At 68.6% G+C, this 24606-nt stretch carries 18 protein-coding genes and 1 tRNA gene; 1 reads left to right on the top strand and 18 read right to left on the bottom strand.

The features are described from left to right. Window positions 1-40: 40 nt before the first annotated feature. The 16 genes from AC3IPY_RS09485 to AC3IPY_RS09410 form a co-directional block, all read right to left on the bottom strand. The gene (locus AC3IPY_RS09485; protein WP_489188208.1) at window positions 41-406 is read right to left on the bottom strand and encodes an RNA polymerase-binding protein RbpA; all 366 of its coding nucleotides are present in this window, start codon (window positions 404-406) and stop codon (window positions 41-43) included. Between the two features lie 13 nt (window positions 407-419). Further along, window positions 420-671 (bottom strand): preprotein translocase subunit SecG, encoded by a 252-nt coding sequence (gene secG / locus AC3IPY_RS09480; RefSeq protein WP_156997822.1) that lies wholly within the window; start codon window positions 669-671, stop codon window positions 420-422. 106 nt (window positions 672-777) lie between these two features. Then, entirely contained in the window at window positions 778-1566 is a 789-nt protein-coding gene (gene tpiA / locus AC3IPY_RS09475) for a triose-phosphate isomerase (RefSeq protein ID WP_489188207.1), read from the bottom strand. Further along, complete coding sequence (locus tag AC3IPY_RS09470) at window positions 1557-2771, bottom strand: phosphoglycerate kinase (protein ID WP_489188205.1); 1215 nt, start codon at window positions 2769-2771, stop codon at window positions 1557-1559. Before AC3IPY_RS09470 ends, tpiA begins: the two co-directional genes overlap by 10 nt. 11 nt (window positions 2772-2782) lie before the next feature. After that, on the bottom strand, window positions 2783-3787 hold the full coding sequence (gap, locus tag AC3IPY_RS09465; protein WP_489188204.1) for a type I glyceraldehyde-3-phosphate dehydrogenase: 1005 nt from the start codon (window positions 3785-3787) through the stop codon (window positions 2783-2785). Between the two features lie 95 nt (window positions 3788-3882). Next, window positions 3883-4509 carry a superoxide dismutase gene (locus AC3IPY_RS09460; protein WP_489188203.1) on the bottom strand — a complete coding sequence of 209 codons (627 nt, stop codon included), beginning with the start codon at window positions 4507-4509 and terminating at the stop codon, window positions 3883-3885. A 188-nt stretch (window positions 4510-4697) separates the two neighbouring features. Further along, window positions 4698-5678: a DNA-binding protein WhiA gene (gene whiA, locus AC3IPY_RS09455; RefSeq protein ID WP_489188202.1), complete on the bottom strand. Its 981-nt coding sequence runs from the start codon at window positions 5676-5678 to the stop codon at window positions 4698-4700. A gap of 67 nt (window positions 5679-5745) precedes the next feature. Then, window positions 5746-6621 (bottom strand): RNase adapter RapZ, encoded by an 876-nt coding sequence (gene rapZ, locus AC3IPY_RS09450; RefSeq protein ID WP_489188201.1) that lies wholly within the window; start codon window positions 6619-6621, stop codon window positions 5746-5748. 59 nt (window positions 6622-6680) lie between these two features. Further along, window positions 6681-8555 (bottom strand): excinuclease ABC subunit UvrC, encoded by a 1875-nt coding sequence (gene uvrC / locus AC3IPY_RS09445; RefSeq protein WP_489188200.1) that lies wholly within the window; start codon window positions 8553-8555, stop codon window positions 6681-6683. A gap of 5 nt (window positions 8556-8560) precedes the next feature. Then, window positions 8561-11452 (bottom strand): excinuclease ABC subunit UvrA, encoded by a 2892-nt coding sequence (gene uvrA / locus AC3IPY_RS09440; RefSeq protein ID WP_489188198.1) that lies wholly within the window; start codon window positions 11450-11452, stop codon window positions 8561-8563. 112 nt (window positions 11453-11564) lie between these two features. Beyond that, window positions 11565-13631: an excinuclease ABC subunit UvrB gene (gene uvrB / locus AC3IPY_RS09435; RefSeq protein ID WP_489188196.1), complete on the bottom strand. Its 2067-nt coding sequence runs from the start codon at window positions 13629-13631 to the stop codon at window positions 11565-11567. Window positions 13632-13712: 81 nt separating this feature from the next. Continuing rightward, entirely contained in the window at window positions 13713-14342 is a 630-nt protein-coding gene (gene coaE, locus AC3IPY_RS09430; protein WP_489188194.1) for a dephospho-CoA kinase, read from the bottom strand. A gap of 161 nt (window positions 14343-14503) precedes the next feature. After that, window positions 14504-15955 carry a 30S ribosomal protein S1 gene (gene rpsA / locus AC3IPY_RS09425; RefSeq protein ID WP_489188193.1) on the bottom strand — a complete coding sequence of 484 codons (1452 nt, stop codon included), beginning with the start codon at window positions 15953-15955 and terminating at the stop codon, window positions 14504-14506. Window positions 15956-16151: 196 nt separating this feature from the next. Further along, window positions 16152-17816: a DUF885 domain-containing protein gene (locus tag AC3IPY_RS09420; protein WP_489188192.1), complete on the bottom strand. Its 1665-nt coding sequence runs from the start codon at window positions 17814-17816 to the stop codon at window positions 16152-16154. Between the two features lie 81 nt (window positions 17817-17897). Further along, window positions 17898-20594: a DNA polymerase I gene (gene polA / locus AC3IPY_RS09415; protein ID WP_489188190.1), complete on the bottom strand. Its 2697-nt coding sequence runs from the start codon at window positions 20592-20594 to the stop codon at window positions 17898-17900. A gap of 121 nt (window positions 20595-20715) precedes the next feature. Then, on the bottom strand, window positions 20716-21321 hold the full coding sequence (locus AC3IPY_RS09410) for an ANTAR domain-containing response regulator (RefSeq protein WP_489188189.1): 606 nt from the start codon (window positions 21319-21321) through the stop codon (window positions 20716-20718). 36 nt (window positions 21322-21357) lie between these two features. Here AC3IPY_RS09410 and AC3IPY_RS09405 point away from each other — a divergent pair. Continuing rightward, window positions 21358-21443 (top strand) — tRNA-Leu (locus tag AC3IPY_RS09405). Window positions 21444-21614: 171 nt separating this feature from the next. Here AC3IPY_RS09405 and pyk read toward each other — a convergent pair. Next, window positions 21615-23030 carry a pyruvate kinase gene (gene pyk, locus AC3IPY_RS09400; RefSeq protein ID WP_489188188.1) on the bottom strand — a complete coding sequence of 472 codons (1416 nt, stop codon included), beginning with the start codon at window positions 23028-23030 and terminating at the stop codon, window positions 21615-21617. A 76-nt stretch (window positions 23031-23106) separates the two neighbouring features. Then, on the bottom strand, window positions 23107-24564 hold the full coding sequence (locus tag AC3IPY_RS09395) for a glutamate synthase subunit beta (protein WP_489188187.1): 1458 nt from the start codon (window positions 24562-24564) through the stop codon (window positions 23107-23109). Window positions 24565-24606: the final 42 nt, after the last annotated feature.

Genomic DNA, 24606 nt, shown 5'->3' with positions numbered 1-24606 from the left:
TCGTCACTCCCTCGGCATCCGACATGGATGCCAGGAGGGATCAGTCCTTCGGCGCCTGACCGCGACGCTGGCGCAGCTGCGTGAGCGCGTCGTCGAGCAGTGCTGCGGCCTCTTCGTCGGAGCGACGCTCCTTCACGTATGCGAGGTGCGTCTTGTAGGGCTCGAGCTTCGAGACCGACGGCGGGTTCTCCTTGTCGCGACCGGCGGGCAGGCCGGTGGACGGGCTGTCGATGATCTCGGGAATCTCCTCCTCGGGGAGGTTCGCCGCGAAGTACCGCACCGTCTCATTGCCCTGGGCGTCCCAGTAGCTGATCGCGACGCGATCGGCGTGGAAACCCCGATCCTGCTCGCCCATGGGGCCCGCACCGACGCGCGAGCCACGGATGGCGCTGTTCCCTGAAGCCATGCTGCCGCCCCCGTCAGAGTCCGCTGTCGAACTTGGTGATGAGGCCGAGCACCACGATGCACGTCACCCACACGAGTCCGAGGATCACGGTGATGCGGTTGAGGTTGCGCTCGGCGACCCCCGACGCGCCGAGGCTGGACGTGACGCCGCCGCCGAACATGTCGGACAGACCGCCGCCGCGGCCCTTGTGCAGCAGGATGAGCAGCGTCAGCAGGAGGCTCGTGATACCGAGCAGCACCTGCAGGACGACCTGGAGAATCTCCACGGTGAACCTTTCCGGGCACGACAGAGGGGGTCGGTGCCGACAATCGAGTATAGCCGGACGAACGCGGCGGGGCGGGAAGCACACGCTCCCGGCCCCGCCGTGGTGTTCAGGCGCCGACGTGCTTCTTGAATCGGACGATGCTCGAGAACTCGTCGATGTCGAGGCTCGCACCGCCGACGAGCGCGCCGTCGACGTTCGGCTCGCGCAGGAAGGAGGCGATGTTCGCCGCCTTCACCGAGCCGCCGTAGAGCACGCGCGTCGCTTCGGCGACGTCGTCGCCGAAGAGCTCGCGGAGCACGCCGCGGAGCGCCTCGCAGACCTGTTCGGCCTGTTGCGGCGTCGCGGCCTGACCGGAGCCGATCGCCCAGACCGGCTCGTAGGCGATGACGAGCCCCTTCGAGGCGTCGACGCCGTCGAGGGCGGCCTTCAGCTGGGCGACTGGCACGGCACTCGGGCCGTGGGCCTCGAGGTCCTCGGCCGTCTCGCCCACGCACACGACGGGCACGATGCCGTGCCGGTGCGAGGCGAGGACCTTCGCGTTGATGTCCGCGTCGGTCTCCCCGTGCAGCGTGCGCCGCTCGGAGTGGCCGACGATCACGTACGCGCAGTCGAGCTTCGACAGGAACGCGCCGGAGATCTCACCCGTGTACGCGCCAGAGTCGTGGGCCGAGACATCCTGAGCACCGTAGGCGATCGGCAGCGAGTCGGCCGAGACGAGCGTCTGCACCGAACGGATGTCGGTGAACGGCGGGAACACCGCGACCTCGGCGTCGGCCGGATCGTGCTTCGCGTCGGCCAGCGACCACGCGAGCTTCTGCACGAACGCGATCGACTGCAGGTGGTCGAGGTTCATCTTCCAGTTGCCCGCGATGAACGGGGTACGCTTCACTGCCATCCGAGGACCTCCAGGCCGGGGAGTTTCTTACCCTCGAGGAACTCGAGGCTGGCGCCTCCGCCCGTCGAGATGTGACCGAACTGGTCATCACTGAATCCGAGCTGACGCACGGCTGCGGCGGAATCGCCGCCGCCGACGACGCTGAGGCCGTCGACCTCGGTGAGCGCCTGTGCCACCGCGCGCGTGCCCGCGGCGAACGGCGCGAGCTCGAACACGCCCATGGGCCCGTTCCAGAACACCGTCTTCGAGGAGCGGATGTGCTCGGCGAAGGTCGCTGCGGTCTCGGGTCCGATGTCGAGGCCGAGTCCGGATGCACCGAACGGCGTCTCCTCGATGGCGTCGGCCGCGGCGACCACGTGCTCGGCGTCGGCCGAGAAGGAGGCCGCCACGACGACATCCGTCGGCAGCACGATCGAGACGCCCCGCTCGGCGGCCTCGGCGAGGTAGCCCTTGACCGTCTCGATCTGGTCGGCCTCGAGCAGGCTCGACCCGACCTTGTGGCCCTGGCCCGCGAGGAAGGTGAACAGCATGCCGCCACCGATCAGCAGCGTGTCGACGCGGGGAAGCAGGTGCGCGATGACCCCGAGCTTGTCGGACACCTTCGAACCGCCGAGGACGACCGCGTACGGGCGTTCGGGCGTCTCGGTGAGCCGGTCGAGCACGTCGAGCTCGGAGGCGATGAGCAGGCCCGCGGCGCTCGGACGGAGCTCCTCGAGCTCGAACACGCTCGCCTGCTTGCGGTGCACCACGCCGAAGCCGTCGGAGACGACCTTGTCGGCGAAGGCGGCGAGCTCGCCCGCGAAGGCGGTGCGCTCCGCCTCGTTCTTCGAGGTCTCACCGGGGTTGAACCGCAGGTTCTCGAGCACGAGGAGCTCGCCGTCGCCCAGGGCCTCGACCTTGGCGGTGGCGTCGTCGCCGACGGTGTCGGTCGCGAAGGAGACCGGTACGTCGACGAGCTCGCCGAGGCGGGCGGCGACGGGCGCGAGGCTGTACTTCGCATCGGGTGCGCCGTCGGGGCGGCCGAGGTGCGAGACCACGACCACCCTCGCACCCTGGTCGGTCAGCGCGGTGAGTGTCGGCAGCGACGCCCGAACACGACCGTCGTCCGTGATGATCCCGTCCTTGAGAGGAACGTTGAGGTCACAACGGACGACGATGCGTGTTCCGGCGAGCGAACCGAGGCTTTCGATCGTTCGCAGGGTCACGATTGCTCGATTCAGAGACGTTCGGCGACGTACTCGGTCAGGTCGACGAGGCGGTTGGAGTAGCCCCACTCGTTGTCGTACCAGCTCGAGAGCTTCACCTGGTTGCCGATGACGCGCACGAGGCCGGCGTCGAAGATCGACGAGTGCGGGTCGGTGACGATGTCGCTGGAGACGATGTCGTCTTCGGTGTACTTGAGGATGCCCTTCATGGGGCCCTCGGCGGCAGCCTTGTATGCGGCCTTGATCTCGTCGACGGTGACCGGGTTCTTGGTCGTGACCGTGAGGTCGGTGATCGAGCCGGTGGGAACCGGCACGCGCAGGGCGAAACCGTCGAGCTTGCCGACGAGCTCGGGCAGCACGAGACCGATCGCCTTGGCCGCACCGGTCGAGGTCGGGACGATGTTGATGGCGGCGGCACGCGCGCGACGGAGGTCTTTGTGGGGGCCGTCCTGCAGGTTCTGGTCGGCCGTGTAGGCGTGGACCGTCGTCATGAGGCCGTGCTCGATGCCGAACGTGTCGTTGAACACCTTCGCGAGCGGGGCGAGGCAGTTCGTGGTGCACGACGCGTTCGAGATGATGTGGTGGTTCGCCGGGTCGTACTCGTGTTCGTTGACGCCCATGACGAACGTGGCGTCTTCATCGGTCGCGGGCGCCGAGATGAGGACCTTCTTCGCGCCGGCCTCGATGTGCTTGCGGGCGTCGGCCGCCTTGGTGAAGAAGCCGGTCGACTCGATCACGATGTCGACGCCGAGCTCGCCCCACGGGAGGTTCGCGGGGTCGCGCTCCGCGAACGCCTTGATGGCGGTGCCGTTGACGATGATGTTGTCGTCGTCGTAGTCGACGGTCGCGTCGAGACGGCCCGTGATGGAGTCGTACTTGAGCAGGTGCGCGAGCGTCTTGTTGTCGGTGAGGTCGTTGACCGCGACGATCTCGAGGTCTGCGCCCTGGGCGAGTGCAGCGCGGAAGTAGTTGCGGCCGATGCGGCCGAAGCCGTTGATGCCGATCTTTACAGACACGGATGTCTCCTGAATTGACGGTGCGCACGAGCGCGGTTTTTGGGAATGATCGGACAGCGGTGTCCCCGGGCGGTACCCGAGGACACCGCCGACGACTACGACAGTAGCAGCAGCCCTGAGGTCTTCTCGTTTGCTGCGGCGAAGCGCTTCTGCACGTTGTCCCAGTCGGCGATGGTCCAGAACGCCTTCACGTAATCGGCGCGCACGTTGCGGTAGTCGAGGTAGTACGCGTGCTCCCACACGTCGAGCATGAGCAGCGGCACGATGCCGGCGGGGAGGTTGCCCTGCTGGTCGAAGAACTGCACGATGATCAGGCGCCGCCCGAGCGAGTCCCAGGCGAGCACGGCCCAGCCGGAGCCCTGCACGCCGAGCGCGGTCGCCGTGAAGTGCGCCTGGAACTTCTCGAACGAGCCGAACTCGTCGTCGATGGCCGAGGCGAGCTCGCCCGTGGGCTTGTCGCCGCCGTCGGGCGAGAGGTTCGTCCAGAAGATCGAGTGGTTCACGTGGCCGCCGAGGTTGAACGCGAGGTCCTTCTCGAGCTTGTTCACGTTGGCGAGATTGCCCGTCTCGCGCGCCTCGGCGAGCTGGGCCAGCGCGGTGTTCGCACCCGTCACGTACGCCTGGTGGTGCTTCGAGTGGTGCAGCTCCATGATCGTGCCGCTGATCGCCGGCTCGAGTGCCGCGTAGTCGTAGGCGAGATCGGGGAGGGTGTAGTCAGCCATTGCTTCTCCTTGTCAGATGCCGGGCGTTCCGGGCCTCTGCCCGGTGTTCCGCGGCTGCGCATTCGAGTCTATGCCCGGCACCGATGCTCGCGGCCGGGGGTTGACGCCGGATGACGTCGAGACGAAGGCAGCGCGAAGCGACGGATGCCGCGACATCCGTCGATGCGGTTCGTTCGCCCTTCGGCGACTCAGACGTCGTCGAGGTCCGCCGGAAGGCTCGCCTCGGTGCCCGGCACGCCGAGTGCCGCGGCACGGCTGTCGGCCATGGCCAGCAGCCGGCGGATGCGGCCGGCGACGGCGTCCTTCGTCATGGGGGGCTCGGCGTGGTGGCCGAGCTCGTCGAGGCTCGCGTCACGATGGGCGAGCCGGAGCTCGCCGGCGTACTTCAGGTGCTCGGGGATGTCGTCGCCGAGCAGCTCCATGGCGCGCTGCACGCGCGCGCAGGCCGCGACCGCCGCCTGCGCGGATCGCCGGAGGTTCGCGTCGTCGAAGTTGACGAGTCGGTTGGCCGTGGCCCGGACCTCGCGGCGCTGGCGCAGCTCCTCCCAGTTGCGCACGGTGGACGTGGCGCCCATGAGGGAGAGCATCGCGCTGATCGCCTCGCCGTCGCGGATGACCACCCGATGCACGCCGCGCACCTCCCTCGCCTTGGCGGAGATGCCGAGGCGTCCGGCGGCGCCGACGAGCGCCATCGCGGTCTCGTTGCCGGGGCAGGTGATCTCGAGGGCCGCCGAGCGGCCCGGGTCGGTCAGGCTGCCGTGGGCGAGGAACGCACCGCGCCAGACCGCCGCGACCTCGTCGCGCGAGCCGGTCGTGAGCTTGTTCGGAAGACCCCTCACCGGCCTGCGACGGGCGTCGAGCAGGCCCGTCTGACGCGCGAGCGTCTCGCCGCCGTCGAGCACGCGCAGCAGGAACTGGTTCGTACGCCTCACGCCGGACGGCGCGATGACCGAGACATCCGGTCGCACCCCGTAGAGTTCGCCGAGATCCCTCGTGACGCGCTTCGCGGTCGTCGGGGAGTCGAGCTCGGCCTCGATCGCGATGCGACCCGAGATGATGTGCAGCCCTCCGGCGAAGCGCAGCACCGACGCGAGCTCGGCCGCTCGGACGCTGGTCTTGGACGCCTCGACGCGCGCGAGCTCTTCTTTCACATCCGCGGTCAATGCCACCTCGTGATCCTTCCTGTGGGTGGATGGGGCGTTCGCCCCGGACAACTCTGCTCGGACTCGGCCGAGCTCATTCGCGACCGAGGTCGCGGTGCCGCATGCTCACGGCGATGCCGGGCACGTCGGCGAGACGTTCGGCGAGCTCGCGAACGACGGCGACCGAGCGGTGCTTGCCGCCGGTGCATCCGACCGCGATGGTGGCGTGACCCTTGTTCTCGCGTTGGTATCCGGCGAGCACCGGTTTCAGCGCCGTGACGTACGCGGAGATGAACTCATGAGCCCCCTCCTGCGCCAGGACGAATTCGGACACCGCGGGATCCTCGCCGGTGAGGTTTCGCAGCTCGGTGACCCAGAACGGGTTCGGCAGGAATCGGGCGTCGGCCACCAGGTCGGCGTCGGTGGGCAGCCCGTACTTGAACCCGAAGCTGAGCAGCGTGACCTGCACGCCGGCCCGGCCCGCCTCGGCGAACGTGTCGGTGATGAGGTTCGCGAGCTGGTGGATGTTCAGTTCGGAGGTGTCGACGACGAGATCGGCGGCCTCGCGCAGCTCGGCGAGGCGCGACCGCTCCGCCCCGATGCCGTCGAGGAGCGTGCCCGTGCCCTGCAGCGGATGCGGGCGGCGGACCGCCTCGAAGCGCCGGACGAGCACGGAATCCGTCGCGTCGAGGAACACGACCCGCACGTTCACGCCCGTGCGCAGCGCCTGGATGATCTCGCGCAGTTCGGGGAAGAAGTCGCGACCGCGGATGTCGACGACGGCCGCGATGCGCGGGAGCGAGGCGCCCGCCCGCTCGACGAGCTCGACCAGCGGTCGCAGCATCTGGGGCGGGAGGTTGTCGACCACGTACCAGCCGAGGTCTTCGAGCGCATTGCCGACGGTCGAACGGCCGGCGCCCGACATGCCGGTGACGATCAGCATCTCCTGGTGCTCGAACTCGGTTGCCATCGTCTCGGTTCCCCTTCCGCGCACGTCGACACCCCAGCCTACCCGGCTTGCGACGCCGCTCAGGAGCGGAGATGGCCGTGCACGACCACCGCGAGCGTCGGCCCGAAGCCGTCGACGCCCGAGATCTCGTCGACGGATGCCGCGCGCAGGCGTTTCACGGATCCGAAGTGCCGGAGCAGCACCTTGATGCGTGCCGGCCCGAGGCCCGGGATCTCGGCGAGGACCGAGGAGATGTCGCGCTTGCGGCGTTGACGCTGATGCGTGATCGCGAACCGGTGCGCCTCGTCGCGCACTCGCTGGAAGAGGAACAGCGCATCGCTGTTGCGCGGCAGGATCACGGGGTAGTCGGCGTCAGGGGTCCAGATCTCTTCGAGGCGCTTGGCGATGCCGCACAGGTAGATGCCCTCGACGCCGGACTCCTCGAGCGCACGTGCCGCGGCCTCGACCTGCGGCTGGCCGCCGTCGACGACGAGCAGGTTCGGCCGGTACGAGAACTTCGAGCGCCGCACCGGGCCCTGCTCCGCGGCATCCGCCTCGACCTCATCGGTGGCGGTGCCCGCGAGGTACGCGAGCCGGCGCGTGAGCACCTGGTGGATCGAATCGGTGTCGTCGGTGGACTCCGCGATCGTGAAGCGGCGGTACTCGTCTTTTCGGGGCAGGCCGTCTTCGAACACGACCATGGATGCCACGATGTTGGTGCCGCTCAGGTGCGACACGTCGTAGCACTCGATGCGCAGGGGCGCATCGGCCATGCCGAGCGCCTCCTGGATGTCTTCGAGGGCCCGCGAGCGCGTGGTGAAGTCGGCGCTGCGACGGGTCTTGTAGAGCATGAGCGACTGCTTCGCGTTCTGCGTCGCCGTCGCGAGCAGGGCGGCCTTGTCGCCGCGCTGGGCGGCCTTCAGCCGCACCTTGCGCTCCGCGCGGCCGCTCAGCCAGGCCTGGAGCGCATCGGCGTCGTCTGGCAGTTCGGGCACGACGACCTCGCGGCCCGGGTGCAGGTCTGCACCGTACGCGTTCTGCACGACCGAGTCGACGAGCTCTCCGAGCGGCACGTCGAGCTCCTTGTCGACCGTCCACGAGTGCACGCCGCGCACGCGACCGCCGCGCACGATGAACATCTGCACCGCGGCCGCGAGCTCGTCGTGCTCGATGCCGAACACGTCGACGTCGACGTCGTCGCGCAGCACCACGGCGCTCTTCTCGAAGAACTCCGTCGCGGCCTGCAGTTGGTCGCGACGGCGCGCGGCGGTCTCGAACTCCAGACGAGCGGATGCCTCGAGCATCTGGTGCTGGAGCTCGTCGACGATGCGGCGGTCCTGGTTCGTCATGAACGAGACGAACCGGTCGACGTTCGCGCGGTGCTCCTCGATCGAGACCGTGCCGGAGCAGGGTCCGAAGCAGCGACCGATCTGGCCGGCGAAGCATGGGCGGCCCGAGGCCATCGCCCGCCGGTAGTCGGAATCCTTGCAGGTGCGGATCGGGAACAGCTTCAGCAGCAGCTCGAGCGTCTCGTTGACCGCCCAGACCTTGGGATACGGGCCGAAGTACCGTGCCCCCGGGATGCCGCTGCGGCGCGTGACGATGGCGCGCGGGGCCTCATCGGCGAGGGTGACCGCGAGATACGGGTACGACTTGTCGTCGCGGTACTTGACGTTGAACGGCGGGTCGAACTCCTTGATCCAGGTGTACTCGAGCTGGAGGGCCTCGACGTCGTTGCCCACCACGGTCCACTCGACCGAGGAGGCCGTCGTCACCATGCGCCGGGTGCGTTCGTGGAGCGTGCGCAGCGGGGCGAAGTAGTTCGACAGGCGGGCGCGCAGGTTCTTCGCCTTGCCCACGTAGAGCACGCGGCGATCCGCGTCGCGGAATCGGTAGACCCCCGGCTCGGTCGGGATCTCCCCCGCCTTCGGGCGGTACGGCAGCGCGTCGCTCATCGAGGTCAGCTGGCGACGTCGACTCGTGTCGTCGCCGCGTCGAAGATCTCGCGGAGGAAGGTGCCGGTGTGGCTCTCGCCCACCGCGGCGACGTCTTCGGGCGTGCCCGTGGCGACGATCTGGCCACCGCCGGAACCGCCCTCGGGGCCGAGGTCGATGACCCAGTCGGCGGACTTGATGACGTCGAGGCTGTGCTCGATCACGATGACCGTGTTGCCCTTGTCGACGAGCTTGCCGAGCACCTTCAGGAGCTTGCGCACGTCTTCGAAGTGCAGGCCCGTCGTCGGCTCGTCGAGCACGTAGACGCTGCGGCCGTTCGACCGGCGCTGGAGCTCGGTCGCGAGCTTCACGCGCTGCGCCTCGCCGCCCGAGAGCGTCGTGGCGCTCTGACCGAGCTGGACGTAGCCGAGTCCGACATCGACGAGCGTCTTGAGGTAGCGGTGGATCGCGGAGATCGGCTCGAAGAACTCGGCGGCCTCGCTGATCGGCATCTCGAGCACCTCGGCGATGTTCTTGCCCTTGTAGTGCACCTGGAGCGTCTCGCGGTTGTACCGCTGACCACCGCAGACCTCGCAGGCGACGTACACGTCGGGGAGGAAGTTCATCTCGATCTTGATCGTGCCGTCGCCCGAGCACGCCTCGCAGCGCCCGCCCTTGACGTTGAAGCTGAACCGGCCGGGCAGGTACCCGCGGGCCTTCGCCTCGGTCGTCTCGGAGAACAGCGTGCGGATGCGGTCGAAGACGCCCGTGTAGGTGGCCGGGTTCGAGCGCGGCGTGCGACCGATCGGTGCCTGGTCGACGTGCACGACCTTGTCGAGCTGGTCGAGGCCCGTGACCCGACGGTGCTTGCCGGGCAGCTTGCGCGCGCCGTTGAGCCGGTTCGCGAGCACCCGGTAGACGATGTCGTTCACGAGCGAGGACTTGCCCGAACCGCTGACGCCGGTGACCGCGGTGAACACCCCGAGCGGGAAGTCGACGTCGACGCCGCGGAGGTTGTTGGCTGCGGCGCCGTGCACCGAGATCATGCGTTCGGGGTCGATCGGACGCCGCGTCTCGGGGATCGGGATCTCCTTTCGCCCCGAGAGGTAGTCGCCGGTGAGCGATCGGGTGTTGGCGAGGAGGTCCTCGTAGCTGCCGGAGTGCACGACGGTGCCGCCGTTCACGCCGGCGCCCGGTCCGATGTCGACGATCCAGTCGGCGGTGCGGATGGTGTCTTCGTCGTGCTCGACGACGATCAGCGTGTTGCCGAGATCGCGCAGGGCGACGAGGGTGTCGATGAGCCGGCGGTTGTCGCGCTGGTGGAGGCCGATGCTCGGCTCGTCGAGCACGTAGAGCACGCCGGTGAGCCCGGAGCCGATCTGGGTCGCGAGACGGATGCGCTGCGCCTCGCCGCCCGAGAGGGTGGCCGCGGCCCTCGCGAGGTCGAGATAGCTGAGCCCGACGCGGATGAGGAAGTCGAGCCTGAGCTTGATCTCGCGCAGCACCTGTGCGGCGATGGCCTGTTCGCGATCGGTGAGCTGGAGCCGATCCATGAAGGCGCGGGCGTCGGTGAGGCTCAGGAGGCCCACGTCGGCGATGCTCGCGTCGTGGATGAGCACCGAGAGCACCTCGGGCTTGAGGCGCTTGCCGCCGCAGACCGAGCAGGGCACCTCGCGGAGGTACTCGGACCAGCGCACGCGCTGCGCATCGGTCTCGGCCTGGAGGTACTGCCGCTCGATGTACGGCACGACGCCCTCGAAGCCCGACGTGTAGCTCATCTCGCGGCCGTAACGGTTGCGCCACTTGACCTTGACCTCGAAGTTGTCGCCGCGCAGCACGGCCGCCTGGGCCGAGGCGTCGAGATCTTGCCAGGGTGTGTCGAGCGAGAACCCGAGATCGCGGGCAAGGCCCTTGAGCAGCTTCTCGTAGTAGTTGTAGAGGCTCTTGCCCTGGGAGGTCCAGGGGATGATGACGCCCTCGGCGATGCTGAGCGCCGGGTCGCCGAGCAGCAGGTCTTCGTCGACGGCCATGCGGGTGCCGAGGCCCGAGCACTCGGGGCACGCGCCGAACGGGGCGTTGAACGAGAACGTGCGCGGCTCGATCTCGGTGAGCTGGATCGGGTGCTGGTTCGGGCACGAGAGCTTCTCGGAGAACATCTCCCATGCGTCGTCGCCGGTCTGGTCGACGTAGTTGATCTGCACGAGGCCGTCGGTGAGGCGCAGTGCGGTCTCGAGCGAGTCGGTGAGCCGGCCGAGCACGTCGGGCCCGGCGACGAGCCGGTCGACGACGACGGAGATGTCGTGCTTGACCTGCTTCTTCAGCTTCGGCGGCTCGTCGAGCCGGATGAGCTCGCCGTCGACGACCGCACGAGAGTAGCCGCCTGCTGCGAGCTCTCGGAAGAGGTCGACGAACTCGCCCTTCTTCTGCGACACCACGGGGCTCAGCACCTGGAAACGCGTCGTGGGCTCGAGCTGCATGAGTTGATCGGCGATCTGCTGCACGGTCTGCCGCTGGATGCGCTCACCGCACACCGGGCAGTGCGGCACGCCGATGCGGGCCCAGAGCAGACGCATGTAGTCGTAGATCTCGGTGATCGTGCCGACCGTGGAGCGCGGGTTGCGGTTCGTCGACTTCTGGTCGATCGAGACTGCGGGGCTCAGGCCCTCGATGAAGTCGACGTCTGGGCGATCGACCTGCCCGAGGAACTGGCGGGCGTAGGCCGAGAGGGACTCGACGTAGCGCCGCTGGCCCTCGGCGAAGATCGTGTCGAACGCGAGGGAGGACTTGCCGGAACCGGAGAGCCCCGTGAACACGACCATGGCGTCGCGTGGGATCTCGACGTCGATGTCCCGGAGGTTGTGTACGCGCGCACCGCGGACACTCAGGCGCGAATGGGCATCGAGACGTGAAACTGGCACCCTACGAGTCTAAGGACGACCACCGACACGGATGCCTCGACGGCACGTGCTCTGAGCGAACATACGTTCGATTCGGGGCCGCGCGAGCCATCCGGCCCCGGGCGTCTTCGGTTCAGCCCAGGTGTCCGGCCTTCTCCATCTGCCGCAACTCGCGCTTGAGTTCGGACACCTCGTCGCGGAGCCTGGCCGCGAGCTCGAACTTGAGCTCGCCCGCCGCGATGAGCATCTGATCGTTGAGGTCGCGGATGAGCTCTTCGAGGTCGTTCGCGCCCTCGGCCGCGATGCCCTCGCGCCGGAGGTTCGGCACAGGAGCCTTCTTGCGGGCGTCACGGCCCGCGAGCAGTGCGGCGGTGTCGGCCTCTTCGCGGGCGAGCACATCGGTGATGTCGGCGATGCGCTTGCGCAGCGGTGTCGGATCGATGCCGTTCACGCGGTTGTACTCGAGCTGGCGCTCGCGACGCCGCTCGGTCTCGTCGATGGCGGACTTCATCGAATCGGTCAGCACGTCGGCGTACATGTGCACCTCGCCCGAGACGTTTCGGGCGGCACGGCCGATGGTCTGGATGAGCGAGGTCGACGACCGGAGGAACCCCTCCTTGTCGGCGTCGAGGATCGCCACGAGCGAGACCTCGGGCAGGTCGAGGCCCTCGCGGAGGAGGTTGATGCCGACGAGGACGTCGTAGACCCCGGCCCGGAGTTCGGTCAGCAGTTCGACCCTGCGGAGCGTGTCGACGTCGGAGTGCAGGTAACGCACCCGGACACCGGCTTCGGTGAGGTAGTCGGTGAGCTCTTCGGCCATGCGCTTCGTGAGGGTCGTGACCAGGACGCGCTCGTCGCGCTCGGCCCTGACCCGGATCTCTTCGAGAAGGTCGTCGATCTGACCCTTCGACGGTTTGACGACGATCTGCGGATCGACGAGCCCCGTCGGGCGGATGATCTGCTCGACGACACCGTCGGCGATGCCCATCTCGTATCGGCCGGGCGTGGCCGAGAGGTACACCTTCTGGCCGACGCGGTTCTTGAACTCGTCCCACTTGAGCGGGCGGTTGTCGAGCGCGCTCGGGAGCCGGAACCCGTGCTCGACGAGCGTGCGCTTGCGCGAGGAGTCGCCCTCGTACATCGCCCCGATCTGCGGCACGGTGACATGCGACTCGTCGATGACGACGAGGAAGTCGTCGGCGAAGTAGTCGAGCAGGCAGTGCGGCGCCTCCCCCGGCGCCCGGCCGTCGATGTGCCGCGAGTAGTTCTCGATGCCGGAGCAGAACCCGATCTGCTCCATCATCTCGAGGTCGAACGTGGTGCGCATGCGCAGCCGCTGCGCCTCGAGGAGCTTGCCCTCGCGTTCGAGCTCGGCGAGCCGCTCCTCGAGCTCGATGCGGATGGTGCCGATCGCCCGCTGCATGACATCGGTGCTCGCGACGTAGTGCGAACCCGGGAACACCGGCACGGCATCGAGCTTGGCCACGACCTGACCGGTGAGGGGGTGGAGGCTGTAGAGCGCCTCGATCTCGTCGCCGAACATCTCGATGCGGATCGCCAGCTCCTCGTAGACCGGGATGATCTCGATGGTGTCGCCGCGCACTCGGAAGGTGCCGCGCGAGAACTCGACGTCGTTGCGCTGGTACTGCATCGAGACGAACTTGCGGATGAGCCAGTCACGGTCGACCTGCTGGCCGACCTGCAGCGGCATCATGGCCTTCAGGTACTCTTCTGGCGTGCCGAGGCCGTAGATGCACGAGACCGTGGAGACCACGACGACGTCGCGTCGACTGAGCAGCGAGTTCGTCGTGGAATGCCGGAGCCGTTCGACCTCGGCGTTGACCGAGGAGTCCTTCTCGATGAAGGTGTCGGTCTGGGGCACATAGGCCTCTGGCTGGTAGTAGTCGTAGTACGAGACGAAGTACTCGATCGCGTTGTTCGGCATGAGGTCGCGGAACTCGGTCGCCAGCTGCGCCGCGAGCGTCTTGTTGTGGGCCAGCACCAAGGTCGGGCGCTGGACCTGCTCGATGAGCCATGCGGTCGTGGCCGACTTGCCCGTGCCGGTGGCGCCGAGGAGCACGACATCGGTCTCGCCGGCGTTGATTCGGCCGGCGAGCTCGGCGATCGCCGCCGGCTGATCGCCGCTCGGAACGTATTCGCTGACGACCTCGAACGGTCGGACGGATCGGGTGGCCTGCATGCCATCCAGTCTAGGTTCGACCTCCGACACGACGGCCGGCACCGGCGAATCCACAGACCGGCTCGAGCCCGCCCGGCAGCGTCAGCTCGCGCCCCGGCCGCGTCGCGCGGCGACCTCGTCGACGATTCGGCCCCACAGGGCATCCGCCTGGCTCATGGTGTGCCCGAGCGTGCCGTCGGTGTCGATCACGACATCCGCGATCGCCAGTCGCTGCGTGTTGGCGACCTGCGCGTCGACCCGGGCCTCGGCCTGCACGGGGTCGAGTCCGCGCTCCTCGACCAGGCGCCTGACCTGCGTGCGCCGGGGTGCGCTCGTCACGACGATCAGGTCGAACGGATGGTCGACGGATGCCTCGACGAGCAGCGGCACGTCGTACACGACGACGGCATCGGGGTCGCTCTGCTCGACCTTCGCGAACTGCTTCGCCGCGAGCTCGCGCACCGCGGGGTGCACGATCGCGTTGAGTCGCTCGCGCGCCGGCTCGTCGCTGAAGACGAGCTCGCCGAGCCGCGCGCGGTCGAGGTTGCCGTCGCGTTGCAGCACTCCATCGCCGAATGCGTCGACGATCGCCGCCAGCGCGGGCGTGCCGGGCTCCACCGCGCGACGGGCCAACTGGTCCGCGTCGATGTGCACGGCGCCGTGCTCGTAGAGCCGTCTGGCGACGGTGGACTTTCCGGAGGCGATTCCGCCCGTGAGGCCGATCAGGTACACGCTCTCACTCTAGCGATCCCCCGGCGGGCGCGACGCGTGCCTCTGCGCCGGGATCCGGTTCGAACCGCCCTGGACGCCCAGGGCGAGCAGCGGATGCCTCGGAGACGCCGGAAGGCCGGCCCCCGAGGGGACCGGCCTTCCGTGTGCGGAACGGATCCGAACTAGTTGCTCGAGAGCTTCTCGCGAAGCGCGGCGAGCGATGCGTCGTCTGCGAGCGTGCCGGCACCGGCCGTGTCGCTCGAGTACGAAGCAGCGGCAGCTGCACCGAACGAGTCGTCGGCGGCAGCCGCGACGCTCGCCTGGGCGACCTGCTTCTTGTGGGCTTCCCAACGCTCCTGAGCGGCAGCGTAGTCCTGCTCCCACTTCTCGCGCTGGGCCTCGAAGCCCTCACGCCATTCGTTGGTCTCGGGGTCGAAGCCCTCAGGGTACTTGTAGTTGCCCTGCTCGTCGTACTCGGTGAGCATGCCGTAGAGCGCCGGGTCGAACTCGGTGCCCTCGGGGTCGACGCCCTCGTTCGCCTGCTTCAGCGAGAGGGAGATGCGACGACGCTCCAGGTCGATGTCGATGACCTTGACGAAGACCTCTTCGCCGACCGACACGACCTGCTCTGCGAGCTCGACGTGCTTGCCCGACAGCTCCGAGATGTGCACGAGGCCCTCGATGCCGTCTGCGACGCGAACGAACGCACCGAACGGAACCAGCTTGGTGACCTTGCCCGGAGCGACCTGGCCGATCGCGTGGGTACGGGCGAACACCTGCCACGGGTCTTCCTGCGTCGCCTTGAGCGACAGCGAGACGCGCTCGCGGTCGAGCTCGACGGAGAGCACCTCGACGGTGACCTCCTGGCCGACCTCGACGACCTCGCTGGCGTGCTCGATGTGCTTCCACGAGAGCTCGGAGACGTGGACGAGACCGTCGACGCCGCCGAGGTCGACGAACGCACCGAAGTTGACGATCGACGAGATGACGCCCTTGCGGATCTGGCCCGGGTGCAGGTTGGCGAGGAAGGTCGAACGCGACTCGGACTGCGTCTGCTCGAGGAGCGCGCGGCGCGAGAGCACCACGTTGTTGCGGTTCTTGTCGAGCTCGAGGATCTTCGCCTCGATCTCCTGGCCGAGGTACGGCGTGAGGTCGCGCACGCGGCGGAGCTCGATGAGCGACGCCGGGAGGAAGCCGCGGAGGCCGATGTCGACGATCAGGCCGCCCTTGACGACCTCGATGACCGTACCGGTCACGACGCCGTCGGCTTCCTTGATCTTCTCCACGTCGCCCCACGCGCGCTCGTACTGCGCACGCTTCTTGGACAGGATGAGGCGGCCTTCCTTGTCCTCCTTCTGGAGAACGAGCGCCTCGACGGTGTCGCCGACGCCGACGACCTCGCTGGGGTCGACATCGTGCTTGATGGAAAGCTCACGCGAGGGGATGACGCCCTCGGTCTTGTAGCCGACGTCGAGGAGAACCTCGTCGCGGTCGATCTTCACGACGGTGCCCTCGATGAGGTCGCCGTCGTTGAAGAACTTCAAAGTCTTCTCGACCGCGGCGAGGAAATCGTCAGCAGATCCGATGTCGTTGATCGCGACCTGCTTGGGTGCCTTGGTCGTTGCGGTTGTCATGTAGTGAATGCTCCGTAAAGGACAAAATCGAGCCCATCGCGAGGGAGAGCGATATGTTGGTTCCGCGATGGGCATGCGGACAGGATCGTCACAGAAGTGACATTCAATCCTAGCCGACCGCGGCTCCAGTCGGCAACCCGGGCGTGTCGACGCGATCGAAGGCCTCGTCGCGGCATCCGATGACGGATGTCACGGCTCAGCCGAGCAGGGCCGAACGCAACGTGTCGAGCCCGACGCCGCCGAGATCGAGTGCTCGACGGTGGAACTCCTTGATGTCGAACGCGTCGCCCTCGCGCCGGCGCGCATCGTCGCGGAGCTGCTCCCAGATGCGCTGCCCGACCTTGTACGACGGCGCCTGGCCGGGCCAGCCGAGGTAGCGGTTCACCTCGAAGTCGATGAACCCCTGGTTCATGTTGACGTTCTCGCCGAGGAACTCGAACGCGTACTCCCCCGTCCAGACGCCCTGACCGTCGGGTCGCGGCTTGCCGAGGTGCACGCCGATGTCGAGCACGACGCGGGCCGCTCGCATGCGCTGGCCGTCGAGCATGCCGAGACGGTCGGCGGGGTCGTCGAGGTATCCGAGCTCCTGCATGAGGCGCTCGGCGTACAGCGCCCATCCCTCGGCGTGACCCGACGTGCCGGCCAACTGCCGACGCCACGTGTTGAGGCGGCCCCGGTTCACGACGGCCTGGCCGATCTGCAGGTGATGGCCCGGGACGCCCTCGTGGTAGACGGTCGTGAGCTCGCGCCAGGTGTCGAACTCGGTGACGCCCTCGGGTACCGACCACCACATGCGCCCCGGCCGGCTGAAGTCGTCGGTGGGGCCGGTGTAGTAGATGCCGCCGGACTGCGTCGGCGCGATCATGCACTCGAGCGTGCGGATCTGCTCGGGGATGTCGAACTGCGTGGCGCCGAGCTCGGCGACGGCGCGGTCGCTCACCTCCTGCATCCAGCGCTGCAGCGCGTCGGTGCCGTGGAGCTTGCGTCGCTGGTCGCCGTCGAGGAACGCGATGGCCTCGTGAACGGATGCCCCGGGCAGGATCTCCTGGGCGATGGCCTCCTGTTCGGCGACCATGCGTGCGAGCTCCTCGATGCCCCACTCGTACGTCTCGTCGAGGTCGATCGCGGCGCCGAGGAAGTGACGCGATCGGAGCGCGTAGATCTCGCGGCCGACCGCGTCGGCGCCGCCCGCGGCGGGCAGGAGCTCCTGCTCGAGGAATTCGGCGAGCCGCCCGTAGGCCTCGGCGGCACCGGCGGCGCGGGCGCCGAGGTCTCCGCGCAGCGCGGGCGAGACGGCGTCGGGCGCACCGCCGACGAATTCGCCGAAGAAGCCGTCGGCCTGCTCGAGCTTGCGGGCCTGCTTCGCGACCTCGCGGACCTGTCGCTTCGCGGGCACGGTGCCGCGCTCGATGCCGAGGCGCAGGGTGCTGACGTACCCGTCGAGGGCATCGGGCAGCGCCTTCAGGCGCGTGGAGATGCTCGCCCAGTCGTCTTCGGAATCGGCAGCCATGAGGTCGAACACCTCGCGGATCTCCTGCGCCGGGCTCGCGATCACGTTGAGGTCCCTCAGCGGGAGACCGAGCTGATGCGCCTCGACCTCGAGGGCGAGCTCACTGCGCAGGTCGGCCACCGTCACCGCGTCGACCTCGTCGACCGGTGTGGCGGCGTCGAGCTTCGCGATCACCCGGCGCGCGGCCTCGTCCGCTCGCTCGAGACCCTCGGGCGAGTAGTCGCCGAACCGCGAGTCGGCGTCGGTGCGCCCGATGTACGTGCCGAGCGTCGGTTGGAGCTCGACGAGGGTGTCGACCCACTCCTCTGCGATGCGATCGACGTCGGTCGGGGTGCGTTCACTCGAAGCCATGAGGACGAGCCTACGACAGGCACCGAGTCGGGCGCATGCCGCATCGGGGACGCGACGGGCCTGCTCGGGTGACCGCACTGCTCAGTGCGCGGCGTCCTCCCAGTCGCTGCCGCGGCCGACCGACACGTCGAGCGGCACGAGCAGGTCGGCGGCGTTGGCCATGCGATCGCGGACGACCTCCTCGAGCACCTCCGACTCACCGGGTGCGACCTCGAAGATGAGCTCGTCGTGCACGGTCAGCAGCATTCGGCTCGCCATGCCGCGCGCGGCGATCTCGGTCTCGACCGTGGTCATCGCGAGCTTCATGATGTCGGCGGCAGAGCCTTGGATCGGCGAGTTGAGGGCCGCGCGCTCCGCGTTCTCGCGGTGCACGCGGTTCGGGCTCGTGAGGTCGGGGAATGGTCGACGACGCCCGAAGATCGTCTCGGTGTAGCCGTCGATGCGGGCCTGCTCGACGACGCCGCGGAGGTAGTCGCGCACGGCGCCGAACCGCTCGAAGTACTCCTTCATGAGCTGCGTCGCCTCCGCACGGTCGATGCGCAGCTGCTTCGAGAGGCCGAATGCGCTCAGACCGTAGGCGAGGCCGTAGGACATCGCCTTGACCTTCGTGCGCATGAGCGGCGTCACGTCGGCCGGATCGACCGAGAACACGCGCGCGCCGACGAATCGGTGCAGGTCTTCGCCGGCATTGAAGGCCTCGATGAGTCCGGGGTCGCCCGACAGGTGCGCCATGATGCGCATCTCGATCTGGGAGTAGTCGGCGGTGAGGAGCTCGACGTAGTCGACGCCGTGCCGGAATGCCTTGCGGATGCGCCGGCCGTCTTCGGTGCGGGTCGGGATGTTCTGCAGGTTGGGGTCGTTCGAGGACATGCGGCCCGTCGCCGCGCCGATCTGGCCGTAGGACGTGTGGATGCGCCCGTCGCTCGCGATGGACTTGTCGAGCGACTCGACGATCTGACGGAGCTTCGTGGCGTCGCGGTGCTCGAGCAGGTACCCGAGGAACGGATGCGGGTTCGACTCCTGCAGATCGGCGAGGGCGCTCGCATCGGTCGTGTAGCCGGTCTTCGTCGCCCGCGTCTTCGGCATCGCGAGCTGGTCGAAGAGCACCTCTTGGAGCTGCTTGGGCGACCCGAGGTTCACCTCGCGACCGATCTCGGCGTACGCGGCGGCGGCCAGGGCCGCGGCCCGATCGCCGAGTTCGGAGGACAGGCTCGCCAGTTCGTCGTGATCGACGGTGACGCCGCGCAGCTCCATGGCCGCGAGCACGGGCACGAGCGGCATCTCGACGTCGGCCAGCAGCTGACGCGTGCTCTCGGGCAGCGCGCTCAGCACGACCGGCGCGAGCCGGAGCGTGTACCAGGCGAACTCGGGCGCACCGGCGTCGGAGCCCTCTTCGGGCACGAGCAGGGCGGGGTCGGCCTGCGGGAGCGTCTCGCCGAGGTGCCGGTCGACCAGGTCGGCGAGCGACTTCTCGGTGAGGGTGGGCCGCAGCAGCCACCCGGCCACGAGGGTGTCGAGCACGAGCCCGCCCACCGTGAGCCCCGATCTCGCCGCCGCCTCGAGCTGCGCCTTCGCATCGGTCATGACCTTTGGCGCATCGCTCGCGAGCCACTCGACGAACGGCGCGGACTCGGCGGAACCGGCGCGCCAGCTGTGGCGCAGGGTCGCCGTCGCGGTCGCGAGGCCGGCACCGATCACCCGGCCGTCGAGCACCTCGAGGCTGAGCCCCAGACCGGCGGGCTCCGCCGCCTTCGCCGAGTCGAGCCAGGCCGCGAGCGCATCGCCCGCGAGGTCGACCGGAGCGGGTGCGACGGGTGCGGCCGAGGCAGGCTCCGCGGTGGAGGGGGCGGCACCGACGGCAGGGCCCGCGGTGCCCTCTCCGCCGGCTTCGGCGACGAGTTTGGTCAGGCGCTCGAGGAGCGTGCGGAACTCGAGGCGTTCGAAGATCGGACGCACCTCGTCGAGGTCGATGGCCCGTGCCTCGAGCTGGTCGAGCTCGACGTCGAGCTCGACATCGGTCACGAGGCGGTTGAGCCTGCGGTTGCGGATCGCGTTCTCGCGCTGGTCGCGGAGGTTCTGCCCCACGACGCCCTTGATCTCGTCGGCATGCTCGAGGATGCCGTCGAGATCGCCGTAGAGGCCGAGCCACTTGACGGCGGTCTTCTCGCCGACCTTGGAGATGCCGATGAGGTTGTCGCTCGTCTCGCCGACGAGCGCCGCGATGTCGGGGTACTGCTCGGGGCGGATGCCGTACCGCTCGGTCACGGCGGCGGGGTCGTAGCGCTTGAGCTGCGAGACGCCCTGCGTGTTCGGGTAGAGCAGCGTGACATCGTCGTTGACGAGCTGGATCGTATCGCGGTCACCCGAGACGAGCAGCACCCGGTAGCCGTCTGCGCGCCCGCGTTCGGCGAGGGTGGCGAGGATGTCGTCGGCCTCGAAGTCGTCCTTCTCGAGGGTCACGATGCCCATCGACTTCAGGGCGTCTTGGAGCAGAGGGACCTGGCCCTTGAACTCGACGGGCGTCTCGCCGCGGGTGCCCTTGTACTCGGGGTACTCCCGTGTGCGGAACGAGGCGCGCGACTTGTCGAACGCGACCGCGAGGTGGGACGGCTTCTCGTTGGCGAGCAGCAGGAGCAGCATCGACAGGAAGCCGTGGATGGCGTTCGTGTGCTGCCCGTCGCGGGTCGTGAAGCTGTCGACCGGCAGGGCGTAGAAGGCGCGGAAGGCCAGCGAGTGGCCGTCGATCACGAGAAGGGTGGGCTTGTCAGCGTCTGGCACCCGCCAAGCCTACAAGCGGGCACCGACAGTCGATCACCGCCGGGCGGTCACGACGACTCCGAGGACGACGGATGCCGCGACGAGGGGTCTCGTCGCGGCATCCGTCGTTCGTTCGTGGTGGCTACTTCTTGGCGGCCAGCTGTTCGATGATGGCCTGCGAGACGTCCTTCATGGTGAGGCGACGGTCCATCGAGGCCTTCTGGATCCAGCGGAACGCCTCGGGCTCGGTGAGTCCCATCTTCTCGTTGAGCAGGCCCTTCGCCCGGTCGACGAGCTTGCGCGTCTCGAAGCGCTCGACGAGGTCGCCGACCTCGGCCTCGAGCGCGATGATCTGCGCGTAGCGGGCGAGGGCGATCTCGATCGCCGGGAGAAGGTCGTTGGGCGTGAACGGCTTCACCACGTAGGCGAGCGCACCCGCCTCGCTCGCGCGCTCGACGAGCTCCTTCTGGCTGAAGGCCGTGAGCAGCACCACCGGGGCGATGTGGCCCTTCGAGAGGCGCTCCGCGGCGGAGATGCCGTCGAGCTGCGGCATCTTGACGTCCATGATGACGAGGTCGGGACGCAGCTCGGTGGCCAGCGCGACCGCGGTCTCACCGTCACCCGCCTCTCCGACGACCTCGTAGCCGTTGTCGCGCAGGATCTCGACGATGTCGAGACGGATGAGCGACTCATCCTCCGCCACGACGACGCGGCGCGGTGCCGGCTGGGTAATTTCGGTGTCAGTCACGCTGCAAAGCCTACGGTATTCTGAGCGAGGCCTCTGGCCGGTGTGGCGGAATGGCAGACGCGGAGCACTCAAAATGCTTTGCCCGAGAGGGCGTGTGGGTTCGACCCCCACCACCGGCACCACGATCACGTGGGGTTCGCCGAACCCTGCGTCGCCTCAGTGGCCCACACCGATGCCCTGCCGCGCGACATGACGGCGCTCTTCGCACGGACGCCGAAGGCCCGGTCGATCCCTTGGCGGGATCGACCGGGCCTTCGTCATGCTCGGAGCCGTTCGGCTCGGAGCACCTCGGTTCAGAGCACCTCGCCGACGACGTGCACGCGCACGTCGTTCGTGGTGCCGGGGATCCCAGGAGGGGAACCGGAGATGATGACGACCTTCTCGCCCTTCTCGGCGCGGCCCGTGCGGGCCAGCGCGTCGTCGACCTGGCCGACCATCTGATCGGTGTGGGTGACACGATCGACGACGAACGACTCGACGCCCCAGTTCAGCGCCATGCGGCGACGGATCGCGGGATCGGGCGTGAACGCGAGGATCGGAATGTCGGAACGCAGACGCGACATGCGACGCACGGTCTCACCGGACTCGGTGAACACGCAGAGGTACTTCGCCTCGACGAAGTCCGCGACCTCGACCGCCGCGAGCGTGATGGCGCCGGCCTGGGTGCGCGGCTTCGTGCCGAGCGGCGCGATGCGCTCGAGGCCGTGCTTCTCGGTCGATTCGACGATGCGGGCCATGGTCTGCACCGTGATGACCGGGTACTCCCCCACGCTGGTCTCACCCGAGAGCATGACCGCGTCGGCGCCGTCGAGGATGGCGTTCGCGACGTCCGAGGTCTCGGCGCGCGTGGGAACCGGGCTGTGGATCATCGACTCGAGCATCTGCGTCGCCACGATCACCGGCTTGGCGAGACGACGGGCGATCTCGACCGCGCGCTTCTGCACGATCGGCACGGCTTCGAGCGGCAGTTCGACGCCGAGGTCGCCACGGGCGACCATGATGGCGTCGAAGGCCTCGGCGATCTCCTCGAGCGCGTCGACGGCCTGCGGCTTCTCGACCTTGGCGATGACGGGAACGCGACGACCGACCTCGTCCATGATCTCGTGCACGCGCTCGATGTCGGCCGCATTGCGGACGAACGAGAGCGCGATGAGGTCTGCGCCGAGCTCGAGGCCCCAGCGCAGGTCGGCCTCGTCCTTCTCGGAGAGTGCGGGAACGTTGACCGCGACGCCCGGGAGGTTGATGCCCTTGTTGTTCGAGACCGGGCCGGCGACGATGACCTTCGTGGTGACCACGACGCCGTCGGTCTCGACGACCTCGACACGGACCTTGCCGTCGTCGATGAGGAGGAAGTCACCGGGCTTGACGTCGTGGGGCAGTCCCTTGAACGTCGTGCCGACGAGCTCCTTGGTGCCGACCACGTCTTCGGTCGTGATCTTGAAGATGTCGCCCTCGGCGAGGTCGTGCGGGCCGTCGGCGAACTTGCCGAGGCGGATCTTCGGGCCCTGCAGGTCGACCAGCACGGCGATGGCCTTGCCGCTGTCGTTCGCGGCCTTCCGCACGTTCTGGTACACGCCCTCGTGGACGTCGTAGCTGCCGTGGCTGAGGTTCATCCTCGCCACGTCGACGCCCGCATCGATGATCGCGCGGATCTGTTCGTAGCTCGATGTCGCCGGCCCGAGGGTGGCGACGATCTTCGCTCGTCTCATGTGGTTGTGCTCCAAGCTGTCTCCGCGCGGGAACGCGGGGGTTGTTATCGGGTGGTACGCCGTCGGCGCACCGTGGTCAGATGGCGAACGCGCGTGCCGTCGCCGCCACGGGGCTCGGGAGATCGGTCTCGCCTTCAAGGTACCGGTCGACGGCGGATGCCGCAGCACGGCCCTCTGCGATGGCCCAGACGATGAGCGACTGCCCTCGACCGGCGTCGCCCGCGACGAACACGCCGGGCTGCGAGGTCGCGTAGTCGGCGCCGCGCGCGAAGTTGCCGCGGGCGTCGACCGGGAGGTGGATCTGGTCGTCGACCAGCTCGGTCTCGGGGCCGGTGAATCCGAGGGCCAGGAGCACCAGATCGGCCGGGATCTCCCGCTCGGTTCCGGCCTTGGGCACGCGGCGGCCGTCGAGGAACTCGGTCTCGGCGACGCGGATCGCGCGGAGCTCGCCGTTGTCGTTCGAGAGGAACTCGACCGTCGACACGAGGTACTGGCGCTCGCCCCCCTCTTCGTGGGCGCTCTGCACCTCGAACACGGTGGGGTGCACCGGCCACGGCTGGTGCTCGGGACGCGCCTCGCCGGGCTGCTTGCCGATCGCGAGGTTCGTGACCGAGAGCGCACCCTGGCGGTGCGCCGTGCCGATGCAGTCGGCGCCGGTGTCGCCGCCGCCGAGGACGACGACGTGCTTGCCCTCGGCCGTGATCTGGTCGAAGACCTCGTCGCCCGCCACGTGGTGGTTCGACTGCGTGAGGTACTCCATGGCGAAGTGCACGCCGGGCAGGTCGCGGCCGGGGATCGGCAGGTCGCGGGGCACCATCGCACCCGTCGCGACCACGACGGCGTCGTAGCGCTCCCGCAGCTGATCCCACGTGATGTCCACGCCGATGTCGACGCCCGCCCGGAAGCGGGTGCCCTCGGCGGTCATCTGCGCGATGCGCAGGTCGATGTGCTTCTTCTCCATCTTGAAGTCGGGGATGCCGTAGCGCAGGAGTCCGCCGATGCGGTCGTCGCGCTCGTAGACGGCGACCGTGTGGCCCGCTCGTGTCAGCTGCTGCGCTGCTGCGAGGCCCGCGGGGCCGGAGCCGACGACGGCGACCGTCTTGCCGGTCAGGCGCCCCGGAGGCTGCGGCTGCACCCAACCGCTGCCGAAGGCCTGGTCGATGATCGAGACCTCGACCTGCTTGATGGTGACGGCCGGCTGGTTGATGCCGAGCACGCAGGAGGACTCGCACGGGGCCGGGCAGAGCCGGCCCGTGAACTCCGGGAAGTTGTTCGTCGCGTGGAGGCGGTCGGCGGCGGCGCGGCCCTCGCCTCGGTACATCAGGTCGTTCCACTCGGGGATCAGGTTGCCGAGCGGGCAGCCCTGATGGCAGAACGGGATGCCGCAGTCCATGCAGCGCCCGGCCTGGCGCCGGAGCTGGGCGGGATCGCCCTGCTCGTAGACCTCTTTGAAGTCCATGATGCGCACCGGCACGGGACGCCGCTTCGGCAGCTCGCGCTCGGTGACCTTCAGAAAGCCCTTCGGGTCAGCCACCCGTCACCTCCATGCAGTTCGTGGGAACAGGTCGAGTCGGGA

This window comes from Agromyces sp. GL_144, assembly GCF_057834305.1.
Note: the sequence above shows the minus strand (reverse complement) of the source record. Positions and strands in the feature narration are given on the sequence as shown.